This is a genomic window from Streptococcaceae bacterium ESL0729, assembly GCA_029391995.1.
Lineage (GTDB): Bacteria > Bacillota > Bacilli > Lactobacillales > Streptococcaceae > Floricoccus.
The window spans coordinates 729,590-753,055 of record CP113924.1 but is presented as its reverse complement, the minus strand read 5'-3'; the positions used below and the strand labels follow the sequence as shown (position 1 = coordinate 753,055).

Annotated in this window: 22 protein-coding genes and 1 pseudogene; 21 read left to right on the top strand and 2 right to left on the bottom strand. The window is 39.3% G+C overall.

All coding sequences use genetic code 11. The annotated features are described in order from the left end of the window. The first annotated feature begins 192 nt into the window (after positions 1–192). From OZX68_03810 to ppk1, 7 genes are all read left to right on the top strand, one after another. The gene (locus OZX68_03810; GenBank protein WEV61370.1) at positions 193–1,482 is read left to right on the top strand and encodes an amino acid permease; all 1,290 of its coding nucleotides are present in this window, start codon (positions 193–195) and stop codon (positions 1,480–1,482) included. Between the two features lie 108 nt (positions 1,483–1,590). Further along, the gene (locus OZX68_03805; GenBank protein WEV60060.1) at positions 1,591–1,947 is read left to right on the top strand and encodes a GntR family transcriptional regulator; all 357 of its coding nucleotides are present in this window, start codon (positions 1,591–1,593) and stop codon (positions 1,945–1,947) included. Continuing rightward, complete coding sequence (locus OZX68_03800; GenBank protein WEV60059.1) at positions 1,931–2,764, top strand: ABC transporter ATP-binding protein; 834 nt, start codon at positions 1,931–1,933, stop codon at positions 2,762–2,764. Before OZX68_03805 ends, OZX68_03800 begins: the two co-directional genes overlap by 17 nt. A gap of 18 nt (positions 2,765–2,782) precedes the next feature. After that, positions 2,783–4,054: a hypothetical protein gene (locus OZX68_03795; protein ID WEV60058.1), complete on the top strand. Its 1,272-nt coding sequence runs from the start codon at positions 2,783–2,785 to the stop codon at positions 4,052–4,054. Between the two features lie 174 nt (positions 4,055–4,228). Next, positions 4,229–5,071 (top strand): YitT family protein, encoded by an 843-nt coding sequence (locus tag OZX68_03790; protein WEV60057.1) that lies wholly within the window; start codon positions 4,229–4,231, stop codon positions 5,069–5,071. 149 nt (positions 5,072–5,220) lie between these two features. Next, on the top strand, positions 5,221–6,585 hold the full coding sequence (locus OZX68_03785) for a DUF2252 domain-containing protein (GenBank protein ID WEV60056.1): 1,365 nt from the start codon (positions 5,221–5,223) through the stop codon (positions 6,583–6,585). Beyond that, positions 6,582–8,819: a polyphosphate kinase 1 gene (gene ppk1 / locus OZX68_03780; protein ID WEV60055.1), complete on the top strand. Its 2,238-nt coding sequence runs from the start codon at positions 6,582–6,584 to the stop codon at positions 8,817–8,819. Before OZX68_03785 ends, ppk1 begins: the two co-directional genes overlap by 4 nt. Positions 8,820–8,838: 19 nt before the next feature. Here ppk1 and OZX68_03775 read toward each other — a convergent pair whose 3' ends face one another. After that, positions 8,839–9,453, bottom strand: coding sequence for a thiamine diphosphokinase (locus OZX68_03775; protein WEV60054.1), 615 nt, complete (start codon positions 9,451–9,453; stop codon positions 8,839–8,841). A gap of 288 nt (positions 9,454–9,741) precedes the next feature. On the opposite strand from OZX68_03775, the gene OZX68_03770 reads away from it, so the two are divergent. The 14 genes and pseudogenes from OZX68_03770 (at position 9,742) to trmFO (ending at position 22,143) form a co-directional block, all read left to right on the top strand. Continuing rightward, positions 9,742–11,205 carry an MDR family MFS transporter gene (locus OZX68_03770; GenBank protein WEV60053.1) on the top strand — a complete coding sequence of 488 codons (1,464 nt, stop codon included), beginning with the start codon at positions 9,742–9,744 and terminating at the stop codon, positions 11,203–11,205. 120 nt (positions 11,206–11,325) lie between these two features. Then, entirely contained in the window at positions 11,326–12,879 is a 1,554-nt protein-coding gene (locus tag OZX68_03765) for a bifunctional metallophosphatase/5'-nucleotidase (GenBank protein ID WEV60052.1), read from the top strand. Between the two features lie 442 nt (positions 12,880–13,321). Next, positions 13,322–13,531, top strand: a complete 210-nt coding sequence (locus tag OZX68_03760) for a hypothetical protein (GenBank protein ID WEV60051.1) — start codon at positions 13,322–13,324, stop codon at positions 13,529–13,531. A gap of 77 nt (positions 13,532–13,608) precedes the next feature. Further along, positions 13,609–14,151 (top strand): annotated as a pseudogene (locus OZX68_03755) (capsid protein). A 183-nt stretch (positions 14,152–14,334) separates the two neighbouring features. Beyond that, positions 14,335–14,727 carry a polymorphic toxin type 50 domain-containing protein gene (locus OZX68_03750; protein WEV61369.1) on the top strand — a complete coding sequence of 131 codons (393 nt, stop codon included), beginning with the start codon at positions 14,335–14,337 and terminating at the stop codon, positions 14,725–14,727. Continuing rightward, positions 14,724–14,924: a hypothetical protein gene (locus tag OZX68_03745; GenBank protein WEV60050.1), complete on the top strand. Its 201-nt coding sequence runs from the start codon at positions 14,724–14,726 to the stop codon at positions 14,922–14,924. Before OZX68_03750 ends, OZX68_03745 begins: the two co-directional genes overlap by 4 nt. Before the next feature lie 59 nt (positions 14,925–14,983). After that, positions 14,984–15,175, top strand: coding sequence for a hypothetical protein (locus OZX68_03740; GenBank protein ID WEV60049.1), 192 nt, complete (start codon positions 14,984–14,986; stop codon positions 15,173–15,175). Between the two features lie 101 nt (positions 15,176–15,276). After that, positions 15,277–15,516: a phage scaffolding protein gene (locus OZX68_03735; protein WEV60048.1), complete on the top strand. Its 240-nt coding sequence runs from the start codon at positions 15,277–15,279 to the stop codon at positions 15,514–15,516. Positions 15,517–15,529: 13 nt separating this feature from the next. Then, positions 15,530–15,682, top strand: a complete 153-nt coding sequence (locus OZX68_03730; GenBank protein ID WEV60047.1) for a hypothetical protein — start codon at positions 15,530–15,532, stop codon at positions 15,680–15,682. Positions 15,683–15,871: 189 nt separating this feature from the next. Next, on the top strand, positions 15,872–16,738 hold the full coding sequence (gene ylqF, locus OZX68_03725) for a ribosome biogenesis GTPase YlqF (GenBank protein WEV60046.1): 867 nt from the start codon (positions 15,872–15,874) through the stop codon (positions 16,736–16,738). Positions 16,739–16,767: 29 nt separating this feature from the next. Beyond that, on the top strand, positions 16,768–17,514 hold the full coding sequence (locus tag OZX68_03720; protein WEV61368.1) for a ribonuclease HII: 747 nt from the start codon (positions 16,768–16,770) through the stop codon (positions 17,512–17,514). A 76-nt stretch (positions 17,515–17,590) separates the two neighbouring features. After that, a complete protein-coding gene (gene dprA, locus OZX68_03715) occupies positions 17,591–18,430 on the top strand; it encodes a DNA-processing protein DprA (GenBank protein ID WEV60045.1) in 840 nt (279 codons plus the stop codon). Positions 18,431–18,626: 196 nt separating this feature from the next. Next, positions 18,627–20,744, top strand: a complete 2,118-nt coding sequence (gene topA / locus OZX68_03710) for a type I DNA topoisomerase (GenBank protein ID WEV60044.1) — start codon at positions 18,627–18,629, stop codon at positions 20,742–20,744. A 70-nt stretch (positions 20,745–20,814) separates the two neighbouring features. After that, on the top strand, positions 20,815–22,143 hold the full coding sequence (trmFO, locus tag OZX68_03705) for a methylenetetrahydrofolate--tRNA-(uracil(54)-C(5))-methyltransferase (FADH(2)-oxidizing) TrmFO (protein WEV60043.1): 1,329 nt from the start codon (positions 20,815–20,817) through the stop codon (positions 22,141–22,143). Positions 22,144–22,181: 38 nt separating this feature from the next. On the opposite strand, the gene xerS is transcribed toward trmFO, so the two are convergent. Then, positions 22,182–23,252, bottom strand: a complete 1,071-nt coding sequence (gene xerS, locus OZX68_03700) for a tyrosine recombinase XerS (protein WEV60042.1) — start codon at positions 23,250–23,252, stop codon at positions 22,182–22,184. Positions 23,253–23,466 lie beyond the last annotated feature (214 nt).

The window sequence follows — 23,466 nt, the reverse complement described above, 5'->3', positions numbered from 1 at the left end:
CCACTTAGTGGGGTTGTTTTTTTTTGAAAGCGATTTGTAATTTGTCCAATCTTGCCTTATAATAATAGCCTAAGAGTCGAAATTATTTGACTGCAAAAGAGTGTTGAAAGTGAGGAAAAAATATTGGAAGACACTAGTAATAAGGATGGTAAGGCCAGCTTAGAAAGGGGACTTAGTGGCCGCCATGTCGAGATGATTGCCCTTGGTGGGACCATAGGAACTGGTTTATTCTTGGGTGCAGGAGGTTCTATCCAAACAGCAGGACCTGCAATCATCATAATTTATATGATTACGGGACTTTTTATGTTCTGGATGATGCGGGCCCTTGGAGAGCTTCTTTTAACGGATACCAACCAACCAACTTTTATAGCCTTTATTGAAAAATATCTGGGTAAGAGGGCACAATTTATCATGGGTTGGACCTACTGGATTGGCTGGATTGTTATTGCCATGGCAGAGCTTACGGCTATTGGAATCTACATGAAATATTGGTTTCCAAGTGTTCCCATTTGGATTTGGGAAATTGCCTTCCTGATTGTCCTCTTGGGTATAAATGTTATTGCCGTAGGAGCTTTTGGGGAAGCAGAGTTCTGGTTTTCCATGATTAAGGTTGTAGCCATTGTGGCCATGATAGTGACCGGTGCGGTCATGGTGGTTGCCCACACAAAGACTTCAGCTGGTTACGCAAGTCTTACCAATCTTTGGAAGTATGGTTTTGTCGCAGACGGCGGTAGCAACCTTCTTTTGGCCTTTAAAATGGTTTTCTTTGCCTTCTTGGGTATTGAATTTGTCGGAACGACGGCCGCTGAAGCTAAGGATCCAGATCAGGTAATTCCTAAGGCCATCAACTCGATTATCATTCGAATCCTTATTTTTTATGTGGGAGCTTTGGTAGCCATTATGTCCATCCAACCTTGGACCAACTATAGTGCCAATGAATCACCCTTTGTTCAGGTCTTTGCAGGTATTGGGATTACAGTAGCAGCAGGAGTTATTAACTTTGTTGTCTTAACTGCTGCAGCTTCATCTTTAAATAGCGGAATCTTTGCCACAGGTCGCATGCTTTATTCCCTAACCCATAAAAAAGCAAATAGTCCCTTTGCCAAACTTAGCCGAAATAATTTGCCCCTAAATGCCATTTTATTTTCAACCCTTTTGATTGGGTCTGCTGCGGTTGTAAATGTCATCTTGCCTGAAGGAGCCTTTGAAATTATCACGTCAATTGCCTCAGCTGGATTTATCGGGATTTACATGACCCTGGTTTACACCCACCTTAAGTATCGTAAGTCAGAGGACTTTAAAAGAGGGCCACAAAAATTCAAGATGCCTGGTGCCCCTTATACCAATTATCTAACCTTGGCCTTTCTAGCTGGAATTTTCATTATTTTATTAAGCATGAAGGAGACAAGATTTGCGGCCCTTCTAGCCATCTTCTGGTACAGTCTGATGTTTGTTCTTAGCAGAAAAATTAAAAAAGACTAGGTCTTAAAAAGTAAAAAAACCTGCCAAAATATAAATTGGTGGGTTTTTCTTGACAATGATTAGTGTATTACTTATAATAATACACATATTATAGGTAAAGGAGAGCAGATGAATAAGTTACCCATTTATGAACAGGTCGCCGAAAAAATTAAGGCTGACGTGACCAAGGGAATACTTCAACCTGGTGACCAAATTCTTTCAGTTAGGGCCATGGCCATTAAGGAGCGGGTCAATCCTAACACAATTGTAAAAAGTTACCAGGTTTTAGAAAGGGAGGGAGTGATCATCTCCATTCCCCACAAGGGATCATTTATCAGCGAAGATGTTTTAAAACTTAAGGAAGTTGAGAAAGAGGATAAGCTTCGTAGTCTCTCAGATTCACTTTTGGAGGCTTTGAAGCTTGGGATAGATGAAGATACACTGCATGATTTAGTTAGGAAGGTACAAAATGACTTTGAGGCTTGAAAAGGTAAGTAAAAAAATAGATGGAAGGCTGATTTTAGATGACATTAGTCTTGATATCCCTAAGGCCAAAATTATTGGCCTGGTTGGACGAAATGGCTCAGGGAAGACGACCCTTATGAGGTTGATTTCTAGTGAAATGACTCCGACTAGTGGGAAAATCGAAGTTCCTGTAGACGATGTTTTCTATGTTAACCCCAGCCAAAATTTCATGAAGTCTTATTGTGCTCAGGAAATAGCCAAGGTTATGCAGGTTTATCTGCCTGATTTTGATAGGGAACTTTTCTTTAGACTTCTTGAAGAGTCTAAGTTAGACCTTAAAAAGAGCGTGGCTAGCTTTTCGAAGGGACAAGAAGCTCTTATCTACATTGCTTGCGGGATTGCAAGTAAGGCAAGGTATGTTCTTTTGGATGAACCCCTTGATGGTCTTGATCTTTTTATTAAGGACCGAGTTAAGGAACTTTTGATTGCAAGCATTGATCAAGGCTCATCAACATTCATTATCGCGACCCACAATTTGAGCGAGCTTGATGGTCTTGCTGACAGTATTATTTTAATCAAGGACCAAAAGATTGAAATTTATGACCCAGAAAGACTTGAAAATGTTAAGGTCCAATTTGTCTACGAAGGGGAAAACCTTCCAAGTGAACTTCTTGAGGTTGCCCAGGTAATTGATAATAGGGGAAGTGTTTGGCTGATTATTATTCCAGAAGACAGGATTGATGAAATGTTTTCAAATACAAGTAATTATAAGTTTGTTGAAGTTTTACAGCTAACGACAGAAGATGTCTTTAGGGTTGAATTGGGACAAGGCAAGTAAGATAGATAGGAGAATCAGGTGAAAAAATCTGTAATTGCATACTGGAGACTAAGAAAAAATTTAATTATCGGTCTTAGTCTGATAATTGTTGCCCTAGGTTTATTTGGCATTATTGGAGACCAGATGAAGTGGCACAACGATAAGGAAGCCATTGATGAGTTCCTTATTAACAATAATTATTCCAAGGAGGACTATCAAAATTTTAGGGCAGAAATTGAAGATTTAATCAAGAACGGTAAGGGTGATGCTAGTATTGAAACTCTGGCAAGGTTTGATAATTTGACAGCAGGAACTACCACTAAGGCTGATGTAAGACCCAACTACCTTGATCCTATATCTGTTTCCCTTTGGACTGCTAGGGCACGGCGGAATGTGGACGATGAAAGTAAGGCCAGCTATGTTATCAACTTCCTGCCTGAGAGCTATGAGGCCTATAAGAAGGTTTTATATAATTTTTACCTGGACAAGGATGAGCTTAACCTGACTAGAAATAGTAAGAGTTTGTACTTTGGCTATACCAGCCTAAACAATATAGCTATCCTCTCATATAGTCTACTAGTAGCACCCATCCTCTTACTTCTTGTAAGCTTTGACCAAGCAAAAAATCTTGGACTCTTCTTTGTTCAAAGGGGACGCAATCGCAATAAGCTTGTCTTTGGTCAACTGGTCTTCTTTGTAGGCCTACCCCTATTTTTGATAAGCCTTCTCTCCCTCATTACCCATCTAAGCAGAGGGCTTGTAATCCCTAAGGAGTTTGCTAATGTTCCCTTCGAACCCCTACTTTTGATAAATATTGCCTATATATTTATAGCTTTAATTTCAGCGGTCTATGTCCTCTTTATAGATGCTTTGGTTGGCCGCCCTATTTATAAATTTTTAACAGCTATTATGGGAGTTCCAGCCCTATCTCTAATTCTTCAAAATTTCGATGAGCCGAGATTCTTTTTGACCAGGCATATTTTAGATGCCAAGCTTTCAGATGGTGTAATCGCCCTTGGACTGGCCTTTCTGATTCTTACTCTGATTTTTGCTCCTTTAATTTATCTCATGAATAAGAGTTATTCCCTGGAACAGGACAAAAATTATATCAGACTTAACTTCCTAAAAATTCCTTTCTACCTGTTAATTTTTATTTTAGTGATTGTCGATTTGATCTACCCAACTCACTCTAATAAACTTTCAAATGAGCTTGGCCTACTAGTAATTGTTCTGGCTGTCGGAATATTACTTGTCTTTGGCTTTCTGATTTTCAGACCAAAATTTGAAGCTGGTAAATTGTTAAGAAAATAAGGAGCTGACGCGTCAGCTCTTTATTTTTGTGGTTGAGCCATAAGAGCTGATAAAAAGGAAAAAATAGGATTTTACAAGTTTTAAATCATACCTTAGTATGAATTTTCCAAAAATTGGTTGCGCTTTAATTAAAAGTGATGGTATGATTAGGAGGTAATAGGAAGAGGTGGATATGTGAAAAATAGTAAAATTATATCTTATGTAAAAATTATCGCTGGCCTAATGCTTTTGTCATTTGCCATAAATATGTTTTTGGCCCCACATCATATAGCAGCAGGGGGAGTTAGTGGACTTGGGGTTATTATGGAATATGCCCTGGGTGTAAATAAGGCCTTGGTTGTCCTTGTCATGAATATTCTTATGTTAGTTCTTGCTCTTATTTTTCTTGGTAAAGAATCATTCATGAAGGTGTTATTTGGAAGCCTGGCCTTCCCTGTAAGCCTAGCCATCTTACCAGAAGTTGCCCTAACATCTGACCGCCTTTTATCAGTTATTTTCGGGAGTGCAATCTTTGCCTTTGGAGTTACCATTTTATACAATAACAACTCCTCAGCAGGTGGAACCACCATTCCACCACTAATTCTTCAAAAATACTTTGGCGTTGATACCTCAGTTGGCCTCCTTTTAACAGATGCCATCGTTGTATCCCTAAACCTGGTTGTTTTTGGCTTTGAGGAATTCTTGTACGCCATCTTGTCGATTGTCATAACCTCCCTCGTCATGTCCTACATTGAGACAGGTCTTAACCGTAAGAAGACCTTGTGGATTATGAGCGAACACCACTTGAAAGAAATCCAAAATCGTCTTAAAAATGAGATTGACCGAGGATCGACCTTCTTTGATGCCCGAGGTGGTTACAAGGATGAAAGTAAGGAAATCCTGATGATTGTGGTTGATGACCAGGAATTTAATACCATCAAAAAAATTATTTCAGAAGTTGACCCTAAAGCCTTTGTAATCGTAAATAATGTGTCAGAAGTCCTTGGCCGTGGTTTTACCTACAGTCATGTTGAGTAAGATTATCAAATAGAATCTAAAGAATCTTCGGATTCTTTTTTTATTTACAATCCCTATATTTTACAGCTCGGTGGTAAGATATTTGAATTAGATGGACATTTTATTTATAATAAGCCTAAGTTTATATCCTGATAACTTTGGAGGCTCCTGTGGAAAATAAGTTAAAGAAAATATCACCCTATGATTTTGAATCAACCGATTTTTATGAAAGTCATGATTTTTTAATCAAGGAGGGTCAAAGAATAGGTAAACTGACTACCTATGAAGAGGTCAGCCAATTTGTCCTTCAAAAGAGAAATATATTTGAAATTTTAGACTTAAGGGAGAAGCTTCTGGTCAAGGAACTTTTACCCCTTAAGTATCAAAGAATGTCGACTAATGCCTTCTCCTTTTTCAGGGGAACAGCTGACTTGATGAATTATGATTTAATAAGTGGCTACTCATCAGGCATTGAAGCCATCATTTGTGGGGATGCCCATCTGGCTAATTTTGGTTTTTATTCATCGCCTGAGCGGCAACTTTTATTTGACGTCAATGACTTTGATGAGTCCCGCGTTAGTATTTGGGAGTACGATTTGAAGCGATTTTTAGTTAGTGCCCTCTTAGTTAGTAGCAGTCAAAATTTACCTGAGGACAAGACTGAAAAATTTCTTGAAAAGGCTCTTTTAGTCTACAAGGAAAGCCTCAAAAATATGGCCAGCCTGCCTTCAATCGAAAGAATCATCTTCCCCAATACGGTCGAAAATATCCTGGGACCTTTTACTAGAGTCAACGATGAAAGTACACAAAAGGTAGTCAAAAAGGCGGTCAAAAAGGCAGTCCAAAGGGATTCTAACTCGGCCCTTCTAAAATTCACCCAGGTCAATGAGCAAAATAAGCGACTTTTTATTGAAAATCCGCCTGTAACCAAGCATATTGATCCAGATGACTACCAAAAAATTGTGGCAGGTTTTGAGATTTATAAGGACAGTATGAGAAGTAATATCAAGCTTTACCTGTCTCAGTGTAAGATTGTTGATATTGTTCGCCATAGTGTGGGTGTTGGAAGTGTGGGTACCTTGTGCTATCTGATTCTTCTGCAAAACAATGATGGAAGTTTTTTGATCCTTCAGGTCAAAGAGGCTCTTCCCATTACTGATGGTCACGAGGTTTACGCCAACAAGGATGAGCAGGGGCTAAATATCGTGAACAGCCAAAGAATCCTCCAAACAGCTTCTGATCCCTTTTTAGGCAACTTTAAGAGTGCTGGAAAATATTTTTATGTTCGTCAATTTAGGGATATGAAGGGGTCAATTAAGCTTGAAAAATTGGATTGGGATTCCTTTAGGGGCTATGTCGATATTTGTATTATTCTACTGGCAAGGGCCCATAGTAAATCTCCCTCATTTCCCATGATTATTGGCTACCTAGAAGGCCAGGACTGGATGGTAAAGGCTCTTGTGGCCTATGCAAAAAATTATAGAAAGCAAGTGCTTAGTGACTATAAGGACTTTTTACACAGGTTGAATAAATGACTGATAAAATTTTTTCAAAATATTATAATCGTGACTTGAGCTGGCTTCTTTTCAACCGAAGGGTCATCAAGCAATCCCATAATTCTTCCGTTCCCTTGCTTGAGCGGCTGAAATTTTTAGCCATAGCATCCAACAACCTAGATGAGTTTTATAGTGTTCGTGTTCCTGGTATCCAGGAGGTTTTAGCCATCGACCCCCAGGCCAGGGACAAAAAAACGGGCCTCCTCCAAAGGGATGTTCGCAAGAAGATTTGTGAGCGTAACCGGAAAAATATCAAACTTCAATATGGAAATTATGATTATTTAACCAAGAAGGCTCAAAGGAAGGGAATTTTTTCCCTGGAAAGCTATGATAGTTTAGAAGCAAGGGAAAAAGAACAGCTGGATGAATACTTTAAGAGTAATGTCTTTCCCTGTCTGACAACCATTCAATTTGACCACTACCATGCAAGATCTCACTATGTTGATGGGGAGTTAAATATTTTTGTAAAATCGATTTATGAAGGTAGCCAGTTTATAACTATTATTCCCCTGTCAGACAAGCTTGACCGCCTGATTCCTCTCTCAACTAGAGACCGCTATATTTTTCTGGAAGACTTGCTGGTAAATAATCTTTCAAAAATACTGATTAATCATGAAATATTAAGTAAGTTTGTCTTTAGGGTAACAAGGGACAAGGATATAGAGATTGATTCAGAGATAGATGCAAGCATTTTTGAGTCGGTTGAAAAATACCTGGAAGAAAGGGAGAAGGGACGACCTTCAAGGATTGAGTATACAGGATCTAGTGTGAACAAACATTCTGCTGATACTGACCTTTTGTCTGATAGTTTAAATTTGGATAAAAAATCAAGCTATCACATACCTGGCCCCCTTGATTTGACCTTCCTTTTTGGCTTGGTTAAAAGATATGCTTCAAGCCATAAGGACTTGGTTTATAAAAAGTTTAGTCCCATCGAACCCCTCAAGGATGAGGATATCTTCCAAAAGATTGACCAAAAATCCCTCCTTTTGGAACATCCCTTTGAGTCTTTTGACTATGTAGTTAAGCTTTTACACCAGGCAGCAAATGACAAAAATACCCTGGCCATTAAGCAGACCATTTACAGGGTGGCTGAGAATTCAAAAATTATCGAAGGCCTAATTGAGGCCGCTAAAAATGGCATTCAGGTCACAGTGGTGATTGAGTTAAAGGCTCGGTTTAATGAGGAGATGAATCTGGCCTTGGTTGATCGCTTGCTTGAAGCAGGCTGCTATGTAAGTTTTGGTAAAGAAGGCTATAAAACGCACGGTAAATTACTTTTGATTGTTAAAAGGGAAAAAAATACCACCAAATCCTATGTTCACATTGCTAGTGGTAACTACAATGAGGACACTTCTAAGGCTTATATTGACCTTTCTTTACTTACATCTGACACAAGATATGTAAATGATGTTGAAAAGTTTTTCAACTATATTGTTAATGACATTGAAAGGCCCGAATATGATTTACTTTCAACCTCACCCAATCTATTAAAAAATAATTTGATTGAGAAGATAAAGGCCATGAAGCTTCATTATTTGAAGACAGGTCAGGGTAAAATCTTCTTCAAAAGCAATGCCCTAACTGATAGGGAGATTATTGATGCCCTCTACAGTGCTGCCAAAACAGGCCTACCCATTAGGATGGTCGTAAGGGGGGCAAATTGTATGAAGCTTGGCCTATGTGGTCCCAAGGAAAATGTTGTTATTTCAAGCATTGTCGGACGCTTTTTGGAACATAGTCGAATCTATGCCTTTTACTGGAGGGAAGATAGCGATATTAATCAAGCTGACATGTGGATCTCATCGGCTGATTTGATGACCAGAAACATGGATGATAGGATTGAAGTTGCGGCTCCTCTCATTGATTTAAGGCTAAAGGAGAAGCTTGCAAAGATAATTAGAATCTATGAAAATGACTTTAAGGATGCTTCTTATTTGGACCGAAAAGGTAGTTACAATAAGCTTAGTTTACCAGGTGGTGCCAGTGCCCAGGAAACCTTTATGCAGCTTGCTGAAGAGGGTAAAAAACTTGAGTCAGTAAATATTAAAAAAATAAAGGGTCCCAAATCTTCAGAAAAAGCTAAAGGCAGGGAGACCTTGACTAGGGATTATGATAAGAATTTTAGGTTTCATCGTTTCTACAATGTGGTAATGATTTTACTGGTTATGGTTATTTTATTCCTTGTGGTTAGCTGGTTTGTAAACTTATAGATTATTTACATGAATCCATTTAGCGGGTATAGATGGCTATAACTTGACCCTCAAGAAGACTTACAAGTCCAGCTTGCCCTGGGACAAATTCATTGCTGATGGCACTTGCTGACAGGGGCTGAAGTTTGAGGTCTTGAGCGGTGTAGGCTAAATCTTTTATACTAAGGCTACTTTCTTTTAGGGCAATAAAGGATAGGTACTTAAATCCATCTAGGGGGTGTAAAACATTCATCCCCTTTTTGAGGAGAAAACAATAGTTGTGGTCATTTCTTAGGGTAAGCTTGTAATCTCTTATGAAGGCAAGACTGGCTAAGGTCATGTCAAACCTTGGCCCCTGGCTTATTAGGGTAAGCTGGTCTGGCCTAAGAGTTTGGGCATAGATGAGAGCTTCCTCTCCGTCAAGGAGATCTTTTTCAGCTGGAAGTTTGATTAAATCACGGACGTAGGACTTAATGAGCTTAAATTCCTCTTGACTTACTGAGTCAAAATCTCCTATGGCATAGTTGATGGGAAGACCTGCCTTGATTAAATCAAGGCAGCCTCTTTCAACCCCAATCGTGTAATAATCCTTATAATCACGCACAAGATTGATTTCTGTTGAGCTACAGACAACCAACACCTTATTTTCCTTCATTTTTTCACCCAATCCCTTCTTAGTTTGTTTAATCCTATTATAGCAAAATTAGGCAAAATTAATCTGACCATTAAGCCGATCGAGCCAAGGTATGAAATTAAAAGTCATGACCACCTATATATTTTGTGATAAGACTGTGCTATAATAAAATCTTGGTTGCCGGCAGATAAACTAAAGTCAGGCTGCCAAATAATTTACTAAAATACCTACAAATGATTCCTACCTACAATTTTTTATTTAAGGTGGGGGTTATTTTTGTGGTTAAAATATAATTCATAAGGAGATGTAATGCAAAAAAGGAAAACAAATGTCCTAATGGTTACCATAGCGGTTTTTGTGGCAACCTTTATGACCGCAATCGAAGGAACAATCGTTACAACAGCCATGCCTACAATCGTTGGTAGCCTGCAAGGTATTGAGATTATGAACTGGGTATTTTCAATATATCTTCTGACCAGTGCCATGCTTACGCCCATTTATGGTAAATTGGCTGATAAGATTGGGCGAAAACCTGTCTTTATTTTTGGAATAATTCTTTTTGTAATCGGCTCAGCCCTGTGTGGCTTTTCAAACTCAATGATGACCTTGATTGTGGCACGTGCCATTCAAGGATTTGGGGCAGCTTCCATGACACCTGTGTCTTTGACCATCATTGCTGATCTTTATTCACCCGAAAAAAGAGCCAAGGTCATCGGTCTAACCAGTACAGCTTGGGGGATTGCAAGTGTTGCAGGTCCTTTAGCAGGTGGTATCATTGTTGACACCATCGGCTGGCACTGGGTTTTCTTCCTTAATGTCCCTATCGGAATTTTACTTATTGCGATGATTTGGTACTTCCTCAATGAGGAGAAGCCTGATCTTGAGCCTAAGAAGATGGATATAAGTGGAAGTCTTAGCTTAATGCTTATTTTAACCTCCCTACTTGCGGCCTTTCAAATTCTAGGAGATGAGGGTATAAACCTTGCTGTCATCCTCTTATTCATAGCAAGTATTCTCTTCCTGCTCTTTTTCATTAGGGCTGAAAAAAGAGCGGAAGATCCTGTTATTTCCTTAGACCTGTTTAGCAGTAAGATTTTTATCGTTGTAAACTTGATTGCTGCTCTAATTAGTGGCTTTCTCATGTGTTTTGACGTCTACATTCCCATGTGGATGCAAGGAGTCCTAGGTTATCAGGCAGGAATTGGGGGGCTGGTTCTTGCTCCCATGTCCATCTTGTGGATTTACGGGTCAAATCTTGCAGGTGACTGGCTTGATAAACATTCTATCAAGTGGGTAATGTTTATGAGTCTTTTCATCACCCTTCTAGCATCTCTTCCTCTAATCATCATGCCAGCTGACACTCCTTACCTAGTTTTCGTGGTTATATCTGCTGTACTAGGGGTTAGTCTTGGAGTGGTAATTGTTGCGACAACCATCGTGGCTCAAAATGTAGTACCTCAAAACCAGCTGGGAGTGGCTACATCATTTAATACTCTATCAAGGGTCATTGGTCAAACCATCATGATTTCTGTTTATGGGATTGTAAGTAATACAAGAATGAATAGTGCCCTTACTAATGAAAAGTTAGATATTGATCGTAGCATCCTCAATCAGCTAGTAAACCCCCATACAGCTCAAAATATACCAAAAGACTTACTCAAGCCACTTAAGGGGATTCTTTTCCAGGGAATTCACGGGGTATTTACAACGGGGGTTATCCTGGTTGTTCTATCTTTAATTATTACCCAAACCATTAAAAAAGATGACAAGTAAAGAAGCTAATCTAGCTTCTTTTTTTCATGAAATAAATTCTTATTTTTTGCAAGTTTTCACTGTTTTAGCCCAAGCTTAGTGCTATAATAGCCATATATGATTATTTATAAGGAGATCTAAATGCGTTTAACGATTTTAGAAACTAGTGACATGCACGGCTACATTATGCCGACTAATTTCACTGAAAAAGACATGAACATGCCCCTTGGAACGGCCAAGGTAGCAAGTAAGATGCGTGAATTACGGGCCCAAGCAGACGGCCCTGTCATCCAGATTGAAAATGGGGATTATATTCAAGGCTCACCTCTTAGCTATTTCATCTCAAAACAAGCTGAGGGAGCAAGTCCTTTGGCTGATATTACAAATGCCATGGATTATGATTACGGAATTCTTGGAAATCATGAGTTCAACTATGGTCCTGAGTACTTAAAGGGGGCCATTGATTCTTACAATTATCCTATTCTTGCAGCAAATATTTTGGACGATGAAGGGGAACTTTACTATGGTCGGGCCTATGATATTATCGAAAAAGACGGCCTAAAAATTGGGGTACTTGGTCTTACAACTCAGTATATACCTCACTGGGAGCGTCCTTCTCATATAGAAGGCATGCACTTTATTTCAGCTCTTGAGACTGCCAAAAAATATGTCCCAATCATTCGTAAGGAGGCTGATGTTGTCCTTGTCTCATATCACGGGGGATTTGAGCGTGATCTTGTTACGGGTGAGCCTACTGAAAGCCTGACTGGGGAAAATGAGGGTTATGCAATCATCCAAGAAGTTCCAGGAATTGATGCCTTCCTAACAGGCCACCAGCACCGTGAACTCGCAGCCGAGGTCAACGGGGTTCCCCTTGTCCAGCCGGGATACCGCGGAGCAAATATCGGCCATATCGTTCTTGACCTTGAAAAAACAGCTAGTGGTTATAAGGTGGTAAATTCTTCAGCAAGCCTTGAATCAGTGGCTGATATGGAGCCTGATCAGGAGATTGTGTCCTTAATCGATGATTTAAACAAGCAGGTAGAAGAATGGCTTGATCAGCCTATGGGTAAGGTTGATGGGGATATGACCATTACTGATCCCATGGCAGCACGTCTCAAGGAGCATCCTTACATTGAGTTTATCAACCGTGTGCAGATGGATGCTACAGGTGCTCAAATATCTGGGACTTCCCTTTTCAACAATGACGGGCGTGGCTTTGAACCGGTCATCACCATGCGTGATATTATTACAAACTATATCTACCCCAATACTCTTGCTGTCCTACGTGTAAGTGGGCTTGACCTTCGCCGTGCCCTTGAAAGAACAGCCATCTTCCTTACCCTTGATGAGGAAGGCCAAGTAATCTTTAATCCACGCTTTGTTGATCCAAAACCCCAGTACTATAACTATGATATGTATGAGGGGGTTGACTACACTATTGACCTTTCAAGACCTGAAGGAGAGCGTCTTGTAAGCCTCAGCTTAAATGGGCGTGACCTAGAAGATACGGACATTCTTGATGTTGCCGTCAACCAGTACCGTGCAGTAGGTGGGGGCGATTACAGCATGTTTACAGCTGACAAAATAATCAAAGAAGTTCAAATTGATATGATGGAGCTTATTGCCGACTACCTAAGAGCCAATCCACTCATCCAAGCTACAAGTAACGACAATTTTAAGATTATCAAATAGATGTTTAAAAAGAAAAAGAGGAAATTCCTCTTTTTTGTTAGTTTGTTTGGTTAGTAAATATTTATATCTCATGAAGAAAGGAGGAAGGCAGGAAAAAAAGATAGAATAAAAAAGAACAACCAAAGAAGAGAAAGGAGCTAGCTCTTAGGTTAACTATAATATTGCTCGTACTAGAGATACTTGATAAAGTAGTCGACCTTCTTCTAAAATTGTTCAGTAAGTAAGATGTGGGCTAAAGGCCTCGACACCTGCTGTTATTTTATCACTTTTTCATTAAATAGTTATGGAAAAAATGAAAAAAATAAATTTACTACTCATAGTATTGATAATAGTATTATCTATTTCTATACTATTAAAATTAGCAAGCTTGTTGGGATACTAGGATAATAAGAAGCTTGATAGCTTAGGGTATTCTTCTTAAGAGAAGAAAGGATAGCACAAAATGAAATTGTGGACTTTTTTAGGTGGTAGGGTTAAGCTGACTTTAACTGATGGATTTGAATTTACTGGAACTGTAGTAGATTACATAGATGAAGAAGATGTTGGAGATGAAGATATGGTTACAATATATATCGATTATCCATATTCGAAAAAGTTCACCGAACTAACAATTGGAGAATCAGAAATCAATTCAATCGAAGTAATCAAATAGAATAACTACTAAGCACAGGTATAGGCCGAGTGCTTTTTTTGTGCCCTAAAGAGAGCACAAAACGATATCATACTATCATGCGTTGGTTTGACAAAGGCTTTTACGGCTTTACTGATAAGGCAGGCAAACGCTGGAAGGCTGATGTGTATGCTCGTACCATCATTAAGTCAACGACCTACCGTGTTTACAATGAAATGCGGATGAGACCAGCTGAAGAGTTGGGGATAGATACCTATTACTACTCTAAGAAAGCAACAGCACGCCCAATGTGTGCACCATTACAGGGTAAAATCGTAACGACTGGCGAGGCTAGGACGATTGAAGGTGTCAAGGTTTTATCTTTGAATGATTACGGTTATGGGACCCCTGACGGCTGACGTGGTATTAACTGTGGTCACATCATGACCCCTTTTATTGTGGGTGTGAATGAACTATCTGACCAAGGCGACGACATCAAGAACATATCAGAAGAAGACGCCATTAAGAATGCGAATGTTCAAGCCAAACAACGAGCCCTAGAGCGTACAGTAAGAGATTATAAAGGTAAGTTAAATTTGGCTCGCGAACTAGGTGATGATGAATTAGTAAGCAAATATGGCAATAAAGTTAAGCTATTCCAGGCGAAACTAAGGGGGATTGTTAGAGATAACAGCTTCCTGCACCGTGACTATGCGAGGGAGAAGTATTATAAGAACTTCGATGTCAAGGAAAAGAATAAAACTCAATATTATAGCGATCTTGAGCATGACCGTACGAAGTACCGAGAAGTCAAGAATATTTTAGGTAAATCAGCACCCAAAACATTGGAGGAATACCGAAATATTAGGTATAATGACAGTGAGGCATATAGTAGACTTAGAGATAATGTTTTTGTCCGCAAGAGGATTCAAGAAGGGATTTATGGGGATACTATAAATCCTGAGAAACAGGCACCTCACATGAAATCAACGGTAAAACCTGGCGGAAGTTATTTTAATGATGACGTCGATGTTCAGGCTTTGTTTGATAAGTATGCAGGTACTGGTTCCATGGAATTAGATAAAAATGGACGGCGCAAGAATACAGAGATTATCACGGTTGAAGATTTTTATGGTATAGCAGTGAGTCTTAACGGCTCCGCAAAAACCAATTCTTTTAAAATTCATCATTCGAAGAAAAGAACGCATATTGTCCCATATTTAAGGAGGCCAGAGTGAAACTTATAGAATGCTTAGGTAAACATATCAGGGTTACCTTTACTGATAATCAGGTGTTACAAGGGTACTGTAATGGGTATACCCCGAAAGAAGATACAGAAAAAGAATTGTATGATGAAATAACCATTGAAACAGATAAACATAAATACATTGGATTTGACGAATCAGAAATCAAATCAATTGAAGTAATCAAATAGAATAACCGCTAAGCACTGGCACAGGCCGAGTGCTTTTTTTGTACAATCAGGAGGATTTGATGGAAGAAAATATTGTAATTATTTGGAACCCTAACGGAAGCGGTACGGAGTTTAAACAAGTACAAGAGTTTGATTCACTTTTTACGGAATATTCAAGATTTATAAAGTTCTCTTACTACGATGAGGATGAAGATAAGAGGATGGAAGCACTGTTCAATTTAGATAATATCTTAGGTTATTCAACCGATTAACCAACCAGCCCACACGGGCTTTTTTTGTGCCCTGAACACGGCGTAAAACTATTCAATCCAATCGTGGTTGTTGCCACGTTAAAAAACGAAAGGAAAACACTATGAAACGAGAAGAACTTAGAGAACTTGGGTTAAGTGACGAGGCTGTTCAAGCAATCATGACCATGCACGGTAAGACCGTAACTGATCTAAAAGGTCAAATTGAGGAATTAACCAATGAGCGCGATGTAGCGACAAGCAATATCAATAAGTACCAAGAAGAACTTACGGCCCTGAAAGAAGGAGCTCGTGACAACGAAGAATTAACAGCAAAACTTCAAGACCTACATTGGGTGATATAGAAAGAATGAAAATATGATTAGAGTAGATAGGTCAAGACGTACAACGATTACCCTTTTGGTAAAAGAAGATGGTAATGATCCAGTAATTGTCAAACAAATTACAGCAGATACCAATAACCAAGGGGTTTCTAATATCAGTAATTTTGTAGTTAATCAAGACCAGTAAAAAAATTTATATTAATCGTATTAATAATACATTAAATATATAATCATGGAATAAAAGAATGCCTAAAAAGTTTTTTAATTTCATAACCCTACAATCCACCTGAAAAGCTACTTAAATTTTGGTATAATAAGGGGGATTTGGTATCACGCAAAAAATTAATAAATTATTAAGAAACAAGGAGTTATAAATATGGCAACAATCCAGTGGTTCCCAGGGCACATGTCCAAGGCTCGCCGTCAGGTGCAGGAGAACTTAAAATATGTAGATATTGTCTTTGAGCTTGTTGACGCAAGACTTCCCATGTCGTCAAGAAATCCCATGCTGGGGAAAATTATTGGTGATAAACCCCGTCTGTTAATTTTAAATAAAAAAGACTTGGCTGATGAAAAAGTGTCTATTGAATGGCAGAACTACTTTAGAAAAGAAGGATTAAATAGCCTTTTAATTGATTCAAAGGAGCAGGCTACAGTTAAAAAGGTAACGGCTGCTGCCAAGAATGTTCTGGCTGAAAAGATTGCCCGTGACAAGGCGCGTGGTATAAAGGAGCGTGCCATTAGGGTTATGGTTATAGGGATTCCAAATGTTGGTAAATCAACAATCCTCAACCGTCTGGCTGGGAAAAAAGCTGCCCAGGTCGGAAATCGTCCAGGAGTTACTAAAGGTCAACAGTGGATCCGCAGCAATAAGGATCTTGAAATCTTGGACACACCAGGGATTTTATGGCCAAAGTTTGAGGACCAACTAGTAGGACTTAAGCTTGCTCTTACGGGAGCAATCAAGGATGACTTGATTCCAAAGGATGAGATTACAATCTTTGGAATGGAGTATTTCCTTGAAAATTATCAGGCTGATTTGGTTAAAAGATATAAACTAAATGCCCAGGATTTAGAGCTAAGTCCAGTTGATTTAATTATCCATCTGACTAAAAAGCTTGGCTTTAAAGAGGATTATGACCGTTTTTATGATCTTTTTATCAAGGATATAAGGGATGGAAAACTGGGTAGGTTCACACTGGATCTGGTTAGTGATTTTGTCCTAGAAGGCGAAGAAGATTAGAAGTGACCAAGAAAAAGACAATTAAAGACATCAAGGAAGAGCTAGCCTTAATAACTTGTTTGGATGATTTGACCCTCAAAGAGTATGAGCAAGATCCAAGGGCTGGCGTTCAAGCTGCCTTGAAAAAAAGGAGAAGGGAACTTGAGGCTGTAAAAGCTGAAGCAGCCCGTTTGGACGGCCTACTTGAATTTGAAAGGATTCTCTATCAAGAAGGCTTTGATTTAATAGCTGGGATTGATGAGGTAGGTCGCGGCCCTCTAGCAGGTCCTGTTGTCGCAGCCGCCGTTATTTTGCCCAAGAATATAAAAATTAAGGGCCTAAATGACAGCAAGCAAATTCCTAAATCAAAACATGAAGAGGTCTATCAGAGGGTGCTTGATAGGGCTTTAGGCATCGGAATAGGTATTATTGACAGTCAAATCATTGATCAGGTTAATATTTATGAAGCAACCAAGCTTGCCATGCTTGAAGCCATAAAAAAGCTGAAGTTCCTACCTGAGCATCTTTTGATTGATGCCATGAAACTTGACCTGCCAATTCCTCAGACAAGTATTATCAAGGGTGACTCAAGGAGCATGTCGATTGCTGCTGCAAGTATTGTGGCCAAGGTTACCAGGGATAAAATGATGGCTGACTATGATAAAATCTACCCTGGGTATGATTTTATCCACAATGCAGGCTATGGTACGAAAAATCATCTGGAAGGCCTTGAAAAATTAGGGCTTACTCCCATTCACCGTAAATCATTTGAGCCCATCAAAAGTATGGTCGAATAAAAAAGCACTTATAGGTGCTTTTTTTGGTAGAATTTTCTTTAAATTTCGTATGTATCATAAAGGAGGCTAGAATGCTATGCGACTAACAAATGGCTTTGACATCTATAAGCTAAAAAGAGCTGGGATGACCAATCTAGGAATTTTAAAACTTACTTCAATAGACTATAATATTTCCTTGAGACAGGCAGCTAGAATTGCAGGAGTGAAAAATCCTGAAATATTTTTGGACAACTATAAATCATTAGACATCAAGGAAGAGAGGAAAAAATACTTACAATACTCATCCCTTTCAATCTTTGATGACAAGTATCCCTCAAGACTTAGGGAGATTTACAATCCGCCTGCCTTAATTTTTTACTCGGGTGATATAGACCTTCTTGAAAGGCCAATTTTATCCTTTGTGGGAAGCAGGCAGGCTAGTGAGTTGGGACTTAAGGCAAGCTACAAGCTAATTCGAGAACTTGGAAATAGATTTGTAATCGCGTCAGGACTCGCCCGAGGAATCGATACAGCCAGCCACATGTCGACTCTTAAAAATGGCGGTCAAACCATAGCCGTCATTGCTACAGGCCTCAATAGATATTATCCCAAGGAAAATAAAAAGCTTCAAGATTTTATTGCCACGAAGCATCTATTAATAAGTGAATATCTTCCGGATGAGGATGCTAAAAAGTTTCATTTTCCAGAGCGTAATAGGATTTTAGCAGGCTTAGCCCTAGGTGTAGTAGTAGTCGAAGCCAAAATTAGAAGCGGTAGCCTTATAACCTCTATGCGGGCCATGGAAGAAGGACGGGATGTTTTTGCCGTCCCAGGATCTATTATCGAGGGTTATTTTAGTGGTTGTAATAAATTAATTCAAGATGGAGCCAAGCTCATAGCAGGCGGCCAAGATATTTTAGAAGAGTATTCAATTTAATTATTAAAAAATGCTTGTAAACTGGTCTGGGTTCCTATAAATAAAGGTTTTTCATAGTTTTTTCTGAAAAAATAAAAATCACTTTCTCCTATAAGAAAAACATGAAGTCAAATAATATTATTGACAAGTGACAAAAAAGCTATTATCATTAGTTGGAATCTTTTAGAGAATACTTTTTACTAAAGAAAGAAGAATAATGGTAACTAAAACTACAAGTAAAACACCTAAGAAAAAGGTGGCGAAAAAAAGAGGTAAGGTTAAGAAGAACCTTGTCATTGTTGAGTCACCAGCAAAGGCTAAGACAATTGAGAAGTACCTAGGCCGCAACTATAGGGTGGTAGCAAGTGTTGGTCATGTGCGAGATTTAAAAAAATCTGCCATGTCAGTCGATATTGAAAATAATTATGAACCTGAATATATAAATATAAGAGGGAAAGGTCCCCTTATTAAAGAGCTTAAAAAAGAAGCTAAAAATGCTAAAAAAGTCTATCTGGCAAGTGACCCGGATAGAGAAGGAGAAGCTATTGCCTGGCATCTGGCTCACATTCTAGGACTTGATCTTGAAGATGACAACAGGGTGGTCTTCAATGAAATTACAAAGGATGCTGTTAAGGAAGCCTTCAATCATCCCAGAAAAATCGATGTAGACCTAGTTGATGCCCAGCAGGCTCGGAGGATTCTTGACCGCCTGGTTGGTTATTCAATCAGCCCCATCCTTTGGAAGAAGGTCAAAAAGGGACTTTCTGCTGGACGTGTACAGTCCATTGCCTTAAAGCTTATCATTGACCGCGAGCAGGAAATTAATGCCTTTGTCCCCGAAGAGTACTGGACAATTGATGGTAACTTTAAAAAAGGTGCCAAGAAATTTCCAGCTGCCTTCTACGGAGTAGACGGGAAAAAGAAAAAACTTCATAATAATGAAGATGTTTTGGAAGTTATGGATCGTTTGGACGGCAAAGATTTCAGGGTTGATAAGGTTGAAAAAAGGGAGCGTAAGCGTAATGCCCCTCTACCTTATACAACCAGTAGTCTCCAGCAGGATGCGGCCAATAAAATCAATTTTAGAACCCGTAAGACCATGATGATTGCCCAGCAGCTTTATGAGGGGATTACTCTAGGGACTCAAGGCCAGCAGGGTCTCATCACCTACATGCGTACTGACTCAACCAGGATAAGCCCCCTAGCACAAAACGCAGCTGCAGCCTATATTACAGATAATTTTGGGCCTGAATACAGTAAGCACGGAAGTAAGGTCAAAAATGCCAGTGGAGCCCAAGATGCCCATGAAGCTGTCCGTCCTTCTAATGTTCAAAATACTCCTGAGGCTATTGCCAAGTATTTGGATAAGGATCAACTCAAGCTTTATACCTTGATTTGGAATCGTTTTGTAGCCAGCCAGATGACACCTGCAGTTTTTGATACCATGAAGGTTAATTTGTCGCAAAATGGGGTTATGTTTGTGGCTAACGGTAGTCAGGTCAAATTTAATGGTTATATGGCTGTTTATAATGACGCTGACAAGAATAAGATGCTTCCTGACATGGTTGAAGGTGATACTGTAGTAAAAGACAGCCTAAAACCTGAGCAGCACTTTACTCAACCGCAGGCTCGTTATAGCGAAGCAACCCTGATTAAAACCATGGAAGAAAATGGTATCGGTCGTCCATCAACCTACGCACCAACCCTTGAAACCATTCAAAGGCGTTATTATGTAAAACTCAATGCCAAACGTTTTGAACCAACTGAGTTGGGTGAGATTGTTAATACCCTAATCGTTGATTTCTTCCCTAATATTGTAAATGCTAAATTTACAGCTGAGATGGAAGATAATCTTGATAAGATTGAAGAAGGCCAAAGGAAATGGGTTGAAGTAGTAGATCAATTTTATAAGCCCTTTTCAAGGGAGCTTGAGACTGCTGAAGACCAGATGGAAAAAATCCAAATCAAGGATGAGCCAGCAGGTTTTGACTGTGATGTCTGTGGTCATCCCATGGTCATAAAACTTGGTAAATACGGTAAATTTTATGCTTGTAGCAATTTTCCTGACTGCCATAATACCAAAGCAATCGTCAAGGAGATTGGCGTGACCTGTCCCCTATGTAAGGAAGGGCAAGTTATTGAACGTAAGACCAAGAAGAATCGTCTTTTCTATGGATGTAATAGGTATCCTGACTGCGAATTCACCAGCTGGGATAAGCCAATTGGCCGCGATTGTCCTAAATGTGGTCACTATCTAGTAGAGAAAAAAGTTCGCGGTGGAGGCAAACAAGTTGTTTGTAGCCAGGGAGACTATGAGGAAAATGTGGTAAAATAGAAATTACGGATGAAAAAGCATGATCATTCATGTTTTTTCTATTCCAAAATAAATAAGTATAGGATTTAAAATGAAAGATTATATTAATGTTATAGGGGCTGGTCTTGCTGGTTCTGAGGCAGCCTATCAGATTGCTAAACGTGGCATTCCGGTAAAACTATATGAAATGCGTGGGGTTAAGCCAACTCCTCAACATAAGACAGATAATTTCGCTGAGCTTGTTTGTTCAAATTCCCTTCGTGGGGACTCAATCACTAATGCCGTAGGTCTTTTGAAGGAAGAAATGCGTCAGATGGATAGTCTTATTATTAATTCAGCTGATGAAACTCGTGTTCCTGCTGGCGGAGCTTTAGCTGTTGATCGTGAAGGATTTTCACAACTTGTAACAGATAAGATCTACAATAACCCATTAATCGAGGTTATTCGTGATGAAATTACAGAACTGCCAACAGATGCAATTACAATCGTTGCAACAGGTCCTCTAACTAGCGATACCCTTGCTGAAAAGATTCATGCCCTTAATGATGGTGATGGTTTTTATTTTTACGATGCAGCAGCTCCAATTGTCGATATTGCAACAGTTGATATGGACAAGGTTTATTTGAAGAGCCGCTACGACAAGGGTGAAGCAGCCTACTTAAACTGTCCCATGACCAAGGAAGAATTTGTGGCCTTCCAGGAGGCCCTAATTGAAGCTGAGGTTGCCAAACTTTCTGAGTTTGAAAAGGAAAAATACTTTGAAGGATGTATGCCTATTGAAGTTATGGCAGCCCGTGGCTTTAAAACCATGCTTTACGGGCCCATGAAACCTGTTGGGCTTGAGTATCCAGATGAGTACACAGGAAAACGTGATGGTGATTTTAAAACTCCTTATGCAGTGGTTCAACTCCGTCAGGATGATGCAGCAGCAAGCCTTTATAACATTGTAGGATTCCAAACCCACTTAAAATGGGGTGAGCAAAAACGGGTCTTCCGAATGATTCCAGGCCTTGAAAATGCTGAATTTGTCCGTTACGGGGTAATGCACCGTAATTCATACATGGATTCGCCAAATCTGCTTACGCAAACCTTCCGTTCGAAAAAACAAGACAACCTTTACTTTGCGGGTCAAATGACGGGAGTTGAAGGGTATGTTGAATCGGCAGCGAGTGGACTTGTAGCTGGAATTAATGCAGCCCGTCTCTTTAAAGGAGAAGATGAGGTTGTTTTACCACGTACTACAGCACTTGGAGCCCTTCCTTACTATGTCACCCATGCCAACAGCAAAAACTTCCAGCCAATGAATGTAAACTTTGGTATTATTGAGGAGTGGCCAGAACGCATTCGTGATAAGAAAGAACGTTATACAAATATTGCCAATCGTGCCCTTGACGCCTTAGAGGACTATAAAGTTCTATAAAAAAGAAAAAAACGAAGGATTAGTCCTTCGTTTTTTATTTACAATTTATCCAGGGCATTTTTTTGCTCCTCATCGATAATGTGGGTATAAAGGTCAGTTACTTGGGTGCTAGAATGACCCAGTTGATGGCTAACAAGTACCTGGGAGTTGGTCTCAGCATAGAGTCTAGTTGCTAGCGTATGGCGGAGTTTATGGGGGGTAATTCGAACCTTAAAGGCCTGAGAGTATTTGGCTACCATTTTTTCAATAGAAGAAGCATCCATTCTATTAGCAACTCCCTTGTAAGTCGTTAGGAAAAAAGCCGTATTCCTTTTTTCAGGCTTGTAGCGATTTTCCCTAATGGTTAGATATTCTTCCAAGTAGGGGCCTGCAAAAGGAGCAATAGCTACAGCATCACGTTTTCCTCCCTTTCTAGTTATTTCAGCGGTCATAATATTTAGATTAATATCCCGAATATCCATATTAACGGCTTCAGATAGCCTGATTCCAGAAGCCAGCATGAGGGCAATAATGGCCAAATCTCGCTCCATATTTTTTCTAAAGGATGACCGAGCCCTGGGACTTAAGCCTTCCTCATAAGTATCAGCTATAAAATCCAAAAATTCTTGGCTTTCATCACCCAAAAAGAGCTTGTTTTTAATGTTTGCAGCCCTTGCAGCCAAAGTTTCCCTTTTTTTCTTGGTAGCAACCTTCTTCATGACATTACGGTGGAAGTAGGGCTCACCAAACTCATCCTCAACCTCCTCAGTCAGGTAATTAAAAAGAGAGGACAAAGAGGTCAAGGTACGATTAATGGTCGTCTGAGAGACCCCGTACTGGGTTGAGTGGGTATTAAGTCTAGGACGTTCCCTTAGATAGTTAATATAGGCCTCTAGGTCCTTTTTAGCCAGATGTTCCAGCTCATCAAGGGGAATATCTGAGATTTTAAGTGCCTTAGAGACACCAGATTCAATCATCCAGGTAAAAAATCGATTATATTCCTTGAGATATTCATATAAGGTGGTCAGGCTATAGGGAACTGTTAATTTTGATTGGTAGTATTCGAGGACATAGGTGGGCATGATCTTTTTCAAATCTTCAATATTTTCAAGCAGACGTTCACGTTTCATAAAATAATTTCTTTCTAATTTAATTAAAATTTTGAGTAAACAATTCTAATAGTAGTCTATCATAGACCTAAACATCTTTCAAGAAAATTATAGTTTTTCGGAAAGATGTTATAAGCTAATAACTAAGACCCTTATTTATAGGCATTTCTTCAAGGTCGCAACTTTTATTTTTTTATAATAATTTTTTCTTTATTTTAAAATTTTTTACCTGCTT

Coding starts and splice junctions, on each gene's coding strand:
- OZX68_03810 (WEV61370.1), top strand. CDS start 193: ATGATTGCCCTTGGTGGGACCATAGGAACTGGTTTATTCTTGGGTGCA.
- OZX68_03805 (WEV60060.1), top strand. CDS start 1,591: ATGAATAAGTTACCCATTTATGAACAGGTCGCCGAAAAAATTAAGGCT.
- OZX68_03800 (WEV60059.1), top strand. CDS start 1,931: ATGACTTTGAGGCTTGAAAAGGTAAGTAAAAAAATAGATGGAAGGCTG.
- ppk1 (WEV60055.1), top strand. CDS start 6,582: ATGACTGATAAAATTTTTTCAAAATATTATAATCGTGACTTGAGCTGG.
- OZX68_03775 (WEV60054.1), bottom strand. CDS start 9,453: ATGAAGGAAAATAAGGTGTTGGTTGTCTGTAGCTCAACAGAAATCAAT.
- OZX68_03770 (WEV60053.1), top strand. CDS start 9,742: ATGCAAAAAAGGAAAACAAATGTCCTAATGGTTACCATAGCGGTTTTT.
- OZX68_03765 (WEV60052.1), top strand. CDS start 11,326: ATGCGTTTAACGATTTTAGAAACTAGTGACATGCACGGCTACATTATG.
- OZX68_03760 (WEV60051.1), top strand. CDS start 13,322: ATGAAATTGTGGACTTTTTTAGGTGGTAGGGTTAAGCTGACTTTAACT.
- OZX68_03740 (WEV60049.1), top strand. CDS start 14,984: ATGGAAGAAAATATTGTAATTATTTGGAACCCTAACGGAAGCGGTACG.
- OZX68_03735 (WEV60048.1), top strand. CDS start 15,277: ATGAAACGAGAAGAACTTAGAGAACTTGGGTTAAGTGACGAGGCTGTT.
- OZX68_03730 (WEV60047.1), top strand. CDS start 15,530: ATGATTAGAGTAGATAGGTCAAGACGTACAACGATTACCCTTTTGGTA.
- ylqF (WEV60046.1), top strand. CDS start 15,872: ATGGCAACAATCCAGTGGTTCCCAGGGCACATGTCCAAGGCTCGCCGT.
- dprA (WEV60045.1), top strand. CDS start 17,591: ATGCGACTAACAAATGGCTTTGACATCTATAAGCTAAAAAGAGCTGGG.
- topA (WEV60044.1), top strand. CDS start 18,627: ATGGTAACTAAAACTACAAGTAAAACACCTAAGAAAAAGGTGGCGAAA.
- trmFO (WEV60043.1), top strand. CDS start 20,815: ATGAAAGATTATATTAATGTTATAGGGGCTGGTCTTGCTGGTTCTGAG.
- xerS (WEV60042.1), bottom strand. CDS start 23,252: ATGAAACGTGAACGTCTGCTTGAAAATATTGAAGATTTGAAAAAGATC.